The sequence below is a fragment of the Acinetobacter sp. H1(2024) genome (assembly GCF_046557555.1).
GTDB lineage: Bacteria > Pseudomonadota > Gammaproteobacteria > Pseudomonadales > Moraxellaceae > Acinetobacter > Acinetobacter seifertii.
The window spans coordinates 760,598-774,224 of record NZ_JBKGFO010000002.1 but is presented as its reverse complement, the minus strand read 5'-3'; the positions used below and the strand labels follow the sequence as shown (position 1 = coordinate 774,224).

Genomic DNA, 13,627 nt, shown 5'->3' with positions numbered 1-13,627 from the left:
CGCGATTGGCAAGAGAAAAACAGAGAGTTTGCTTTATTTTCAATCAGTTCTTGTCGGTATTTATATAAATTAACCAGTTTGTGTCATGATTTGTTCATCAAACTGAGATCAGACGTTCATCTTATGTACTTAAGTTTAAAGCACTCATTGCTTAAAACTTAGAGAATTTTATGTCAGAGAAAATTTCACGCCGAGAATTAATTCAAAAAAGTCTACTCGGTTTTGGGGCTTTATCTATGCCTGTTGCTTTCACTGGTTGTAATGATGGTTCCGATGATGAAAGTCCGCAAATACAAGCAGATTTTCTTCATGGTGTCGCAAGTGGAGACCCCTTGCAGGATAAAGTCATCTTATGGACACGGCTGACACCTGCAGACTCCGGGGTACGCTTAAAAGTTGTGTGGGAAATTTCAACTGATAATCAGTTTAAACAAAATTTAAAGACGGGGATGGTTGAAACAAGCAAAACTGATGACTTTACAGTGAAAGTTGATGCAGCTGGTTTACAACCAGATACGGTGTACTACTACCGTTTTAAGTTTGGTAGTAAGGTTTCACCAGTAGGGCAGACGAAAACATTACCAACATCGACCAATAAAGTAAGCTTTGCAGTATGTTCTTGCTCAAACTATCCTGCGGGTTACTTTTATGTTTATCGTGAAATGGCAAAGCAAAACGTCGATGTCATTATTCATTTAGGTGACTATATTTATGAGTATGGGGCAGATGGTTATGCAACAGAAGATGCTGCAAAGCTAGGTCGTACGTTACCTGCTGACAATAATAAAGAAATTATTAAATTAGATGATTATCGCAAACGCTATGCACTTTATCGTCAGGATAAAGATTTACAAGCAGCTCATCAACGCCATCCTTTTATTGTAATTTGGGATGATCACGAGTTAGCGAACGATGCTTGGCGTGATGGTGCGGAAAACCATCAAAGTAACGAAGGGTCTTTCTCAGATCGTAAATTAGCTGCTCTGCAAGCTTATTTTGAATGGATGCCGATTCGTCCAGTTTCTAGTTCTGACCATTTAAATATTTATCGCCAGTTTAACTTTGGCTCACTTGTCCAACTCACTATGCTAGATACACGCATTATTGCGCGTGACAAGCAACTTGAATATGCGGACTATATGACAGTCTCTGGCTTAGATATTCCAAAATTTCAAGCAGATTTAACAAATCCTGCGCGTACTTTAATGGGTTATACGCAAAGAGATTGGTTGGTCGATAAATTAAAGCAATCTACTGCAACATGGAATGTGGTGGGGCAGCAAGTCTTAATGAGTAAAATGTGGATTCCGGCTGAGTTATTGTTGTCTTTAGGGCAAATTACTTCAGGGGGAGCGTCTCCTGACACTCTTGCTCAAATGAACGCACAAATTACCGAGTTGGTCACTTTAAAACTTCGTTTACAACAAAATGATCCGACATTAACAGCCCAAGAAAAAGCAAGGATTATGACGGTTGCACCCTACAATTTAGATGCTTGGGATGGTTACTATGCTGAAAGAGAGTTTGTATACGATAAATTGGCAGAGCTTAATAAAAAGATGATTGTGCTTGCGGGAGATACACACAACGCATGGGCATCTTACTTATATAGCCAAAAAGGAAAATATGTAGGTGTTGAACTGGCGACGAGCTCTGTATCGTCTCCTGGCTTAGAAAAATATTTAAGTATTCCATTGGCACAGTTACAGCAGTTTGAGTTTGCGTTTACTACATTGATTGATGAATTGGTCTATTGTAATTTAAATCAACGCGGATACTTGCTCGTTACTCTCGATCAGGCACAAGTTCATTCAGAGTGGGTATTTTTAGATTCAATTAAGAATGCTGAATATCAAGTGGATTCAAGCAGGCAAAATGATATTGTATTGGATCTGAATTTGACGCCTTTAAAGCAAGATCAGAAGACTGCTTAAAGCATAAAAGAATAGGGGGTTACATATGTAGCCCTTTTTTTAGATATAAAAAAACCAGCTTACGCTGGATTCTTTATGACACCATATTCAGTACTTGAAGATGGTGCCCGGGGCCGGACTCGAACCGGCACGCTTTGTGGGCGGGGGATTTTAAATCCCCTGTGTCTACCTATTTCACCACCCGGGCTTTACCAAATTTGGAGGCGGAGGTCGGAATCGAACCGGCGTCCACGGAGTTGCAGTCCGCTGCATGACCACTCTGCCACCCCGCCTACATTTGGTGATGCACATATTAGCAACCTTTACGAAAAAAACAATACCGTTTTGAGCGAAGATGCACATAAAAACAACATCTAGAATAAAATTAGCGAAATTATCATGTATTATTGGCACATTAAATTCATGTCTACCTTGGAGATGTGCTGTGGCATTGGTTTTAGACGGTCGTGCATTAGCAAAGCAAATTGAAGAAAATTTGTCGGTACGTGTTGAAGCTTTAAAAGCAAAAACAGGTCGTACCCCGATTTTGGCGACTATTTTGGTTGGGGATGACGGTGCATCTGCAACTTATGTACGTATGAAAGGTAATGCCTGCCGCCGCGTAGGTATGGATTCATTAAAAATCGAATTACCACAAGAAACGACAACAGAACAATTGTTAGCTGAAATTGAAAAGCTAAATGCCAATCCAGATGTTCATGGTATTCTTTTACAACATCCAGTTCCTGCACAAATTGATGAGCGTGCATGTTTTGATGCAATCTCATTAGCAAAAGATGTTGATGGCGTAACTTGCCTTGGTTTTGGTCGTATGGCAATGGGTGAAGCTGCGTACGGTTCAGCAACTCCAGCTGGCATTATGACGATTCTCAAAGAAAACAATATTGAAATTGCCGGCAAACATGCAGTTGTAGTTGGCCGTTCAGCAATTTTAGGTAAACCAATGGCAATGATGTTGTTACAAGCAAATGCAACAGTAACGATTTGTCATTCACGTACACAAAATTTACCTGAGCTTGTAAAACAAGCTGACATTATTGTTGGTGCTGTAGGTAAAGCTGAACTTATTCAAAAAGACTGGATTAAACAAGGTGCAGTTGTTGTAGATGCTGGTTTCCATCCTCGTGATGGTGGTGGTGTTGGCGATATTCAATTACAAGGTATTGAAGAAATTGCTTCTGCTTATACACCAGTACCGGGTGGTGTTGGTCCAATGACAATCACAACTTTGATTCGTCAAACTGTAGAAGCTGCTGAAAAAGCTTTAGGTTAATTTAATTAACGCTAGGCTGTTATTTGATACGCGTAACCGTCATCCGCAATTGTTTGAGGCAGAAATACGTTAAAAATTTAATGTTTCTGCGATGCTTTCGATTCTAGAGAGTATCTGCCGAGTTTTACGGATGACAATGGTTTTGCCTACTTTTCCCGAAAGAAAAGTAGGTCCAACCGAAGGTTAAGGTAAAAATCCAAATCATAATGGAATGACTCTGTTATGCTTGTTATAAAAATGAATTAAAAGAAATCTGATGAGCTGTACCTTTCAACTGACCAACGCACCTGAACATTTACTTCAAGCCTTACATGAAGTGATTCCTCATTGTGAATTAATGGCACAACAGTTGCCTGAAACTCCAATCTCTTTATGGTTGATTCCGCCAGTTTTCCCGACTGATCGTTTAGATGATGAAGTTATTCGTCGTATTTGGAATGACACGCCGTATTGGATTTTCTGTTGGGCATCAGGTTTGGCGATGGCTCAGTGGATACTTGCAGAGCCGCACCATGTTAAAGATAAAGTGGTATTAGATTTTGGCGCGGGTTCTGGTGTAGTCGCTATTGCTGCAAAAATGGCAGGAGCAAAACGAGTAATCTGCTGTGACATTGATCAGATTAGTCTAAATGCTTGCCGTGAAAATGCATTGCTTAATAGTGTAGAACTCGAATATTTGGACGATTTATATAAAGCTGAACAAGTTGATGTTCTCTTGGCTGCTGATGTTTTATATGACCAATGTAATCGTTTCTTTTTAGATGAGTTCTTAAAGTTTGCACCAGAAGTTTGGGTAGCAGATAGCCGAGTTAAAAATTTTAGTCATCCAAAATATGAAAAAATTGAAGAAAGAAGTGCTACTACGTGGCCAGACCTGGATGAAGCAAGAGAATTTAGAAATGTAAGTTTTTATAAGACGCTGTAAAAGAACAGCGTCTTTTTTTATTTTATGAACAAGTATAACGAACCACTTTTAATGTGCTTGGGCGAGCTTCAAGTGCTTGGCGAGTCGCATAATCTTCACCATTATTTAAACTTGGTGTGTTTGATAAACCGAAAGAAGCACGAGTTTCACCCAATTTAATTCCATACTGCTCATCTTTAGCAGGGTTTGGAATTTCATTGACACTTAAAATTGATAATTTATAAACTTTCTGAGCACCTAACACATTTTGGCAAGCACGTTGTAATTTACGCTCATCAAGTTGCTGGTTACTACGACCAGCTAAAGTATAAGCTAAAGTCGCTGAAGTTTTAGTTTGGTTTTCAATCTGATAGCCAGTTGAACCATTATATTGTCGAGGTGTAGTCTGACAAGCAGTTAAAATAAACATACTACTTAATGCCAAACATAAAATACTTTTGTTCATCAGTATCGTCCTTATTTTCTTATATGAAGTATCTCATAAAATAGAAGGGTTGTTTGTGCTTATTCTCTTGGTTAGAGTCAATATTAACTGACGATATTGGCTCTAATTGTAAAATATTAATGCTCTTTAATTTTTGAATGATGCTTAGTGTCTTTCATAAAAATATAAATCAGCAATGAAATGAAAATCATGACACTGACATAAATAAAGTACCAAGACTCATGTCCAGCCTCTTTGAAACTTAATGCGAAAAACTCTGCTGTGCCACCAAACAAAGTATTGGCAATCGCGTAGGGTAAAGCTACTCCTAAAGCGCGAATATGAGCAGGAAAAAGTTCGGCCTTCACTACAGCATTAATTGAAGTGTAGCCAGTCACCATTACTAGACCTCCAAAACATAACCAAAATGCTGTCCAGTAGTTATGTGTGTTTGCCAGTGCATCAAATAAAATATATGTGAATAAAACACCTGTTATTCCGAAGAAAATCATAAGAGGTTTTCGACCAATTAGGTCTGATAAAGCACCTGCTACAGGTTGTAGACACATGAAAATAAATAACGCTAAAGTGGTAATTTGAGTAGCTTCAGGTTTAGAAAAACCAGAAGTATTCACTAAATATTTCTGTAAATAGGTCGTGTAAGTATAGAAAGCTAAAGTACCACCAGCAGTTAAGAATAATACGGTGAATGCTTCTTTAGGGTAGTGTTTAAATAAAGCAAACATGCCCGATTGTGGTTGGTCTTTTTCAGCTTGAGCATTTTTAAAAGATTGAGTTTCTAATAAGCCACGACGAATACGGAACACCACAATCGCAAGTAAAGCGCCAATAAAGAATGGAATACGCCATCCCCAATCATGCAATTGTTGTTCGGTAAGTACCATTTGTAAAATGAGGAGTACACACAAGGCAGTGAGCTGTCCAGCAATTAAAGTGACATATTGAAAGCTTGAGAAAAAACCACGCCGATTTTTTTCTGCCATTTCACTTAAATAAGTAGCGCTTGCGCCATATTCACCGCCTACGCTTAGACCTTGTATTAAACGTGCAACAACCAGAAGTAATGGGGCAAATACACCAATGCTTTCATAAGATGGTGTAACTGCAATCAGTAGAGAGCCAACACACATTAAAGTAACGGAAAGTGTAAGACCCGCCTTACGTCCTTTACGGTCTGAATAAATCCCCATAATCCATGCGCCGATAGGACGCATAAGGAAACCTACTGCAAAAATTGCAGCTGCTTGTAGGAGTTGAGCTGTTTGACTTCCTTTTGGGAAAAAGGCATGAGCAAAATAGAGCGTAAATGCGGCATATACATACCAGTCGTACCATTCGACAAGGTTACCGGCAGAACCGCCCAAAATTGATTTTAGACGAGTTTTTGTATCTAAATTAGAATGTGGAGGTGTTGCGGTAGAAGGTTGATCAACCATGATTCGCTCCATGTTTTGCTTGGGTTGAATGCTAAAAAAGAGAAGATTTATTCTGATTTTTCATATTATCTAGAAGAGTATTTCACTTTATTTTTTTTATGTCTGTAAAACAATGTTTATTATTTAAGCGAAGGAATAAGTTGAATATTTATGTAATTTCAAATCAGTCGACCAACTGGTTTTTGTGACCTTATCCGAGTCTTTGGGCTGTTATTTTTTCCCAATTAGTAAAAACTGATAAAGAATGAGCAATGTTTGGAAGAAGAAAACCTATATCCCTTAAAAATAATGATATATTCCAAAGAAAATTTTAAATAAATACAGTTGGACATAATGTCTTAGCATTGTGAACTAGATGTGTGTAGATAATGAAAGGGACATTCAGATGTCAAATTGCCCAAAAAAATATATTGTTGCTTTTGATCAGGGAACAACAAGCTCAAGAGCAATTGTTTTAGACCATGATGCAAATGTTGTCAGTATTGCTCAAAAAGAATTTACTCAAATATATCCTCAGCCGGGTTGGGTTGAGCATGACCCTATGGAAATTTGGGCAACACAAAGTGCGGTATGGGTAGAGGCATTGGCTCAAGCTGGTATTAAGAGTGAACAAGTTGCGGCAATTGGCATTACAAACCAGCGCGAAACTACAGTTGTTTGGGATAAAAAAACAGGCAAGCCGATTTACAATGCAATTGTTTGGCAAAGCCGACAGACGACTGAAATTTGTAATCAATTGCATAAAGCAGGTTGGCAAGAATATATCCGTAAAACAACGGGTTTAGTCATTGATCCTTATTTTTCGGCCACAAAAATTAAATGGATTTTAGACCATGTTGAAGGAAGCCGTGAACGTGCTAAGCGAGGAGAGTTGTTGTTTGGTACGGTGGATACATGGTTAATCTGGAAATTAACCAATGGCGGTGTTCACGTCACTGATTTTACCAATGCTTCACGAACTATGCTGTTTGATATTGAAAAGCTTGAATGGGATGAAAAGCTTTTACAGGCCTTAGATATCCCTAAAGCAATGTTACCTGAGGTACGAAGTTCATCTGAGGTTTATGGATATACACATACCATTAGTGGGCAAGAAGTCGGTATTCCAATTGCTGGAATTGCAGGTGATCAACAAGCTGCGCTTTTTGGTCAAATGTGTGTTGAGGCAGGGCAGGCTAAAAATACTTACGGTACTGGCTGCTTTTTACTTATGAACACGGGTAAAAAAATTGTCCGTTCAGAGCATGGATTACTCACAACTATTGCATGTGGTGCGAGTGGTGAGGTGAACTATGCTTTAGAGGGTGCCGTATTTAATGGTGGCTCTTGTGTACAGTGGTTACGTGATGAATTAAAGGTCATTAAGAACGCTAAAGACTCTGAGCTTTATGCAACACGGGTAAAAAACAGTAATGGTGTATATGTAGTTCCTGCTTTTACCGGATTAGGTGCACCGTATTGGGACCCAACAGCGCGTGGGGCAATTTTTGGTCTGACACGTGGAGCCAGCATTGAACATATTATTCGTGCAACTTTAGAGTCCATTGCTTACCAGACAAGAGATGTACTTGATGCCATGCAGCAAGATGCCGAAGAAGAGCTTCGGACTCTCCGTGTTGATGGTGGAGTAACGGAAAATAATTTCTTGATGCAATTTCAAGCCGATATTTTAGCGACACCAGTAGAACGCCCAATAATGAAAGAAACAACTGCTTTGGGTGCAGCTTTCCTTGCAGGTTTGGCGACAGGGTTTTGGCAGGATCTTCATGAGTTAAGAAATAAATCTGCCATAGAAAAGGTATTTGAGCCAAAAATGTCTGCTGAACAATCTGAGCTGATTTATAAAGGTTGGCTTAAGGCGGTTAAGCGTAGTCAAAATTGGGCTGAGGATTGATTTTTTCTTAAATTAATTAAATTGTAGAGTAATCAATTAATGGCTAAAGGTTTGCTAATTCAAATTTGATTATTCTACTTTTTAGATTGTTGTTTCATCAATTTGATGTTTTAATTTTTATAAGATCAACAATAAAAAGAATATGAGAAATGACAATACAATCTAATGATTATTCAAAAGTATATGATATTGCCGTAATTGGTGGCGGTATTAATGGCGTCGGTATTGCTAATGATGCAGTAGGCCGTGGATTATCCGTATTTTTATGTGAAAAGGATGATTTAGCTAGTCATACCTCATCTGCTAGCAGTAAATTAATTCATGGTGGTCTACGTTATTTAGAACATAAAGAATTTAGACTGGTCAGAGAAGCATTAGCAGAACGAGAAGTGTTGTTGGCTAAAGCGCCACATATTATTGCACCAATGCGTTTTATTATGCCTCATCGACCCCATTTACGTCCTGCTTGGCTAATTCGAGCGGGTCTATTCTTTTATGATCATTTGGGAAAACGAGAAAAATTATTAGGTTCAAATCTGATTTATTTCAAAGAAGATAGTCCCTTGAAACCAGCTATAACGCGTGGGTTTGAATATTCTGACTGTACTGTAGATGACGCACGTCTTGTTGTATTAAATGCGCTACAAGCTAAAGAGCAGGGTGCCAAAGTCGTGACACGAACTCGATGTGTGAAGGCTTATAAAGAACAAGAACTGTGGTGCTTGGAACTACAAAGTGGAGCTGAGGTTTATCAGATACGTGCAAGAGCTTTAGTAAATGCAGCTGGTCCTTGGGTTGAAGAAATTATTAGTGAAAACCTAAACTTAAGATCGCCTTATCAAGTCAGATTGATCCAAGGAAGTCATATTGTTGTGCCAAAGCTATATGATTGTCATAAAGCCTTTATTATGCAAAATGAAGACCGACGCATCGTTTTTGCAATTCCATATTTAGAAAAATATACCCTCATTGGTACAACAGATCAGGAATATAAAGGTGATCCACAAAAGGTAGAGATTACCGATGTAGAAATAGATTATCTTTTGACGGTCACAAATTCACATTTTAAAAAGCAGTTAACGCGAGCAGATATTGTAAGTCAGTACTCAGGTGTACGCGCTTTATGTGATGATGAGTCTGATAACCCTTCGGCAATTACCCGTGACTATACTTTGGCACTACAGGCAGAAAATAATGCACCATTGTTATCAGTATTTGGCGGCAAGATTACGACTTATCGAAAACTGGCTGAGTCTGCTTTAGAACATCTGTCTCCGTTCTTTAGTGAAATGGCAGAGGAGTGGACTGCCAATAAGCCATTACCAGGTGCTGAGAACTGGACCACACTAGATGATTTAATCAAAAAGATTCAATTACATGTAAGTGGAGTTTCTGAATCCCTTGCCAAACGTTGGGCTCATGCATATGGCACAAGAGTTTGGAGCATGCTCCATGAACGAAATGCTATGGAACAATTGGGGCAAAACTTTGGTCACGATTTATTTGAATGTGAAGTTAAATATTTATGTGAATATGAGTGGGCAAATACTGCAGAAGACATACTCTGGCGAAGATCTAAATTAGGTTTGGCATTTGATGATAAACAGATAAAAGTGTTAGAAGCTTATTTATCTGAACGTCGACTAAAAGATGATGCCGCATAATAAAAAAGGCCGCATAAAGCGGCCTTTTTTATATTCAGCAATTAGAAGCCAGTTTTTACAGCTTCAAGTAAAGCTGCTTGACGTTCTTTTAATGCTTTTGGTAAGCGCTCACCAAGTTTATTGAATAACTCAGTGTGGCTTTCAATTTCAGTAACCCACTGATCTTTATCTTGAGCTGTGATAAGGTCAAATTCTTCTTTAGAGAATTCAGTACCTTCCCAGTTCAAGTCATCGTAAGTTGGAACAAGGCCAATTGGTGTTTCAACAGCGTTTGCACGACCTTCACAACGGTCAATGATCCACTCAAGAACACGCATGTTTTGACCGAAACCAGGCCATACGAAGTTGCCTTCAGCATCACGACGGAACCAGTTTACATTGAAGATTTTTGGTAATTTATTACCAGCAGCTTCAGCTTTTGTACTTACTTCTTGACCAAGGCTTAACCAGTGATCGAAGTAGTCAGCCATGTTATAGCCAGCAAATGGAAGCATCGCGAATGGGTCACGACGAACGATACCTTGTTGACCAACAGCAGCAGCTGTAGTTTCAGAACCCATAGTTGCAGCTTTATAAACGCCGTCAACCCAGTCAAAAGCTTCAGAAACTAAAGGAACTGTATCTGCACGACGACCACCGAAGATAAATGCAGAAATTGGAACACCTGCTGGGTTTTCCCAATCAGCATCGATAGATGGACATTGACCAGCTGCAACAGTGAAACGAGCATTTGGATGTGCTGCTTTTTCGCCGTTTACGTGAGGTTGACCTTTCCAGTTCGTTAAGTTTGTTGGAACTTCTTTAGAAAGACCTTCCCACCATACTTGGCCATCTTCGGTTACTGCTACGTTTGTGTAGATAACATCTTTATGAAGAGTTGCCATACAGTTCGGGTTAGTCTTGGTATTTGTACCAGGAGCTACACCGAAGAAACCAGCTTCAGGGTTAATCGCATATAAGCGGCCGTCTTCACCTGGTTTGATCCAAGCAATATCGTCACCTACAGTTTCGATTTTCCAACCTTCATAACCTGCTGGTGGAATTAACATCGCAAAGTTTGTTTTACCACAAGCAGATGGGAATGCAGCTGCGATGTAGTGTTTTTCACCTTGAGGGTTAGTTACACCAAGAATAAGCATATGTTCAGCTAACCAACCTTGTTCGCGTCCCATGACAGAAGCGATACGAAGAGCTAAACATTTTTTGCCAAGTAATGCGTTACCGCCGTACCCAGAACCGAAAGACCAGATTTCACGAGTCTCTGGGTAATGAACGATATATTTCTCTGGGTTACAAGGCCATGCAACATCTTTTTGACCTTCAGCAAGTGGTGCACCTACTGTGTGTACACAAGGAACGAATTCGCCGTCTGTACCTAATACGTCATAAACTGCTTTACCCATACGTGCCATTTTGCGCATGCTAACAGCAACATAAGGAGAGTCAGTTAACTCGATACCGATATGAGCAATATGGCTACCTAAAGGACCCATAGAGAAAGGAACAACGTACATCGTACGGCCTTCCATTGAACCTTCAAATAAACCATTTAATTTTTCACGCATAACAGCTGGATCTTCCCAGTTGTTTGTCGCACCAGCATCTTCTTTATTTTGAGAGCAGATGTAAGTACGATCTTCAACACGCGCAACGTCAGATGGGTCAGAATTTGCAAGATAAGAACCAGGATGTTTTTCTTGGTTTAATTTCTGCATGGTGCCGTTAGCGATCATCAAGTCGATTAGACGTTGATACTCTTCTTCGCTTCCGTCACACCATTCGATTTTTGCTGGTTTGGTTAAGTTTGCAATTTCTTCAACCCATGCTATAAGCTTAGGATGACGAACGAATTCTGGTGCGTTCACTGTGGTCATGGTGAGGCCTATTCAAAATATGTACAACGTACAAGTCTATTCATTGGGGTACAATGAAAGATCAAATAAAAAAGTGGCTGTATTAAAGCATAAAATCATAAAAAAAATAAGACTAAAGACTAACAATTAGATATTTGGAATTCCGATTGTTTTTATATGAAAATCATTTGCTTATGATGTTTTATATAGTTTTTACTTTTATATTTTTATGTTGTATGTGTGTTATTTACTTAAGTTATTTTATTTAAAATCAATAAATTAGCTCTTAAATTTTTTTTGAGAATTATTATTGATTAAACAAATGAAGATCATTCAAAATTTACATAAAGAGACTTTTAATAGGTGATTTTATATACAAAATAGAATAAACATCTTACTTTACGATAATAAAATGCGGCCCTTGAAACCTCTTTCGATCATCTATAACGAAAAATCAGGATTTCACGCTTCAAAACATGAAGATGTTTATGAGCAACTGATGACTGTATTTACTGAACATGATTTTGAAATACAAGTATTTGAATTAAATGAAAATACATTGTTTGATGATCTGATGAATAATGTTATTCATCGGCATTCACAAAACGAAAATATAGGGGTGGTTGTTGCAGCTGGTGGGGATGGCACATTAAATGCTGTTGCATCTAAACTTAAGAATACTTCTATTCCAATGGGAATCTTGCCTTTAGGTACTTTTAACTATGTCGCTAAAGTTTTAGATATTCCGCTAGATCTTTTAGAAGCAGCAGAAGTGATTGCTACAGGCATTCCTCGGTCAGTACATATAGCAGCAATCAATGATCATATTTATTTAAATAATGCTAGTTTAGGTCTATATCCACTCTTTATCAAAAAGCGCGAACTCTACAATAAATATTTAGGAAGGTTTCCTTTACATGCCTATACATCAGCTTTAGATGTTTTGTTAAGAGAAAATAAGTCAATGAAGCTATCTATAACAGTAGATGGTAAAAAATATCCCGTTAAAGCACCTCTTATTTTCTTTGGGAATAATCAATTACAACTATGTGATATGAAACTTAGAATTGCAGAATGTGCAGCACAGGGACGAGTTGCTGGAGTTGTAATTACAAAAAGTGATAAGCTGAGTTTACTCAATATGCTTTGGCAGTGGATTCAAGGTAAAGTTGAAGATGCCCAAGATGTATATAGTTTTTGTGCAGATCATGTTGTAGTCGAATGTGCAAAAAAATCGAAACTTACAGTTGCTTTAGATGATGAAATCATAGAGATGAAACCACCTTTAAATTTCACTGTAGAAAAAAATGCTTTAAATATAATGGTGCCGAATGTTATTACATCTGTCTGATTTACACTTTGGAACGGAAAAACAAGAGTGTTTAGAGGCAATTAGGCACTTCTGTATTCAGCAACAGCCTGAAGTAATTGTTGTAAGTGGCGATATTACTCAACGTGCCAAATACGAACAATTTTTTAAATGTCGGCAATATTTAGATAGTCTCAATATTCCTTATTTAGTGGTCCCAGGCAACCACGACATTCCTTTGTATCATGTCTGGAATCGTTTTTTTTCTCCATTTACTCGTTATCGATATTTTTTTGGTGAACTGGAGCCAACTTTAGAAACTGAACATTTTTATATTGTTGGTGTAAATAGCATACGCCGTCGTTACCATACGCGTGGTCATATTTCGATTGAACAAATTCAAGATACTTATGAGCGGTTACAAAAAGGGCCTAAAGATAAATTAAAGCTAGTGGTTTTCCATCAACCTTTTTATACACCACCCGATAATAAGCATGGAATAAAGGATTGTCCAGTTTTAGGAAAAATCGCCTTAGAGAAGTGGAGTACAACAGGATTATTTGGAATGCTGCATGGTCATCTCCATAAAACGGCTATATATGATTTAACTCAAATTTACCATCTGGAAATAGATCATCCTATTTATGATATTCATGCGGGTACAGCAACTTCTACTCGTTTATATCATCATAATCCAAATAGCTTTAATACGGTTTCAAATACAGGAAAGATTCAGCATTATTGGTTTAATGAACAGCAGGCTGAATTCACTACAGATTGATTTGGTTTAGATGAGATTAAATATTTGATTGTTTAAAAAATATTCAAAAAACAGAAAAATTTTTCTTATTTCCCCTTGAAGCCATTTTTTTCATCCCCACAAAAGTGACATCT

General features: G+C 38.2%; 10 protein-coding genes and 2 tRNA genes. 7 read left to right on the top strand and 5 right to left on the bottom strand.

Annotated features, from left to right (window positions below; genetic code table 11):
• Positions 1 to 170 precede the first annotated feature (170 nt).
• Positions 171 to 1,934 carry an alkaline phosphatase D family protein gene (locus tag ACLCEG_RS09355; RefSeq protein WP_410567257.1) on the top strand — a complete coding sequence of 588 codons (1,764 nt, stop codon included), beginning with the start codon at positions 171 to 173 and terminating at the stop codon, positions 1,932 to 1,934.
• Positions 1,935 to 2,035: 101 nt separating this feature from the next.
• On the opposite strand, the gene ACLCEG_RS09350 is transcribed toward ACLCEG_RS09355, so the two are convergent.
• Positions 2,036 to 2,121, bottom strand: a tRNA-Leu gene (locus ACLCEG_RS09350).
• Between the two features lie 11 nt (positions 2,122 to 2,132).
• Positions 2,133 to 2,206, bottom strand: a tRNA-Cys gene (locus ACLCEG_RS09345).
• Between the two features lie 152 nt (positions 2,207 to 2,358).
• Here ACLCEG_RS09345 and folD point away from each other — a divergent pair.
• Positions 2,359 to 3,207 (top strand): bifunctional methylenetetrahydrofolate dehydrogenase/methenyltetrahydrofolate cyclohydrolase FolD, encoded by an 849-nt coding sequence (folD, locus tag ACLCEG_RS09340; protein WP_016140185.1) that lies wholly within the window; start codon positions 2,359 to 2,361, stop codon positions 3,205 to 3,207.
• Positions 3,208 to 3,463: 256 nt separating this feature from the next.
• Complete coding sequence (locus ACLCEG_RS09335) at positions 3,464 to 4,132, top strand: class I SAM-dependent methyltransferase (protein WP_410567255.1); 669 nt, start codon at positions 3,464 to 3,466, stop codon at positions 4,130 to 4,132.
• A gap of 22 nt (positions 4,133 to 4,154) precedes the next feature.
• On the opposite strand, the gene ACLCEG_RS09330 is transcribed toward ACLCEG_RS09335, so the two are convergent.
• Both ACLCEG_RS09330 and ACLCEG_RS09325 read right to left on the bottom strand, forming a co-directional pair.
• A complete protein-coding gene (locus tag ACLCEG_RS09330) occupies positions 4,155 to 4,577 on the bottom strand; it encodes a hypothetical protein (RefSeq protein ID WP_004699645.1) in 423 nt (140 codons plus the stop codon).
• 116 nt (positions 4,578 to 4,693) lie between these two features.
• Positions 4,694 to 6,025, bottom strand: coding sequence for an MFS transporter (locus tag ACLCEG_RS09325; RefSeq protein ID WP_410567253.1), 1,332 nt, complete (start codon positions 6,023 to 6,025; stop codon positions 4,694 to 4,696).
• 373 nt (positions 6,026 to 6,398) lie between these two features.
• On the opposite strand from ACLCEG_RS09325, the gene glpK reads away from it, so the two are divergent.
• Together glpK and glpD are read left to right on the top strand one after the other, a co-directional pair.
• Positions 6,399 to 7,907 (top strand): glycerol kinase GlpK, encoded by a 1,509-nt coding sequence (glpK, locus tag ACLCEG_RS09320; protein ID WP_086496931.1) that lies wholly within the window; start codon positions 6,399 to 6,401, stop codon positions 7,905 to 7,907.
• A gap of 149 nt (positions 7,908 to 8,056) precedes the next feature.
• On the top strand, positions 8,057 to 9,571 hold the full coding sequence (gene glpD / locus ACLCEG_RS09315) for a glycerol-3-phosphate dehydrogenase (RefSeq protein WP_410567251.1): 1,515 nt from the start codon (positions 8,057 to 8,059) through the stop codon (positions 9,569 to 9,571).
• Between the two features lie 41 nt (positions 9,572 to 9,612).
• On the opposite strand, the gene ACLCEG_RS09310 is transcribed toward glpD, so the two are convergent.
• Positions 9,613 to 11,445: a phosphoenolpyruvate carboxykinase (GTP) gene (locus tag ACLCEG_RS09310; RefSeq protein WP_410567249.1), complete on the bottom strand. Its 1,833-nt coding sequence runs from the start codon at positions 11,443 to 11,445 to the stop codon at positions 9,613 to 9,615.
• Between the two features lie 391 nt (positions 11,446 to 11,836).
• On the opposite strand from ACLCEG_RS09310, the gene ACLCEG_RS09305 reads away from it, so the two are divergent.
• Positions 11,837 to 12,775 (top strand): diacylglycerol/lipid kinase family protein, encoded by a 939-nt coding sequence (locus tag ACLCEG_RS09305; protein ID WP_410567247.1) that lies wholly within the window; start codon positions 11,837 to 11,839, stop codon positions 12,773 to 12,775.
• Positions 12,756 to 13,514 (top strand): metallophosphoesterase family protein, encoded by a 759-nt coding sequence (locus ACLCEG_RS09300; protein WP_002048510.1) that lies wholly within the window; start codon positions 12,756 to 12,758, stop codon positions 13,512 to 13,514. Before ACLCEG_RS09305 ends, ACLCEG_RS09300 begins: the two co-directional genes overlap by 20 nt.
• The last annotated feature ends 113 nt before the right edge of the window (positions 13,515 to 13,627 follow it).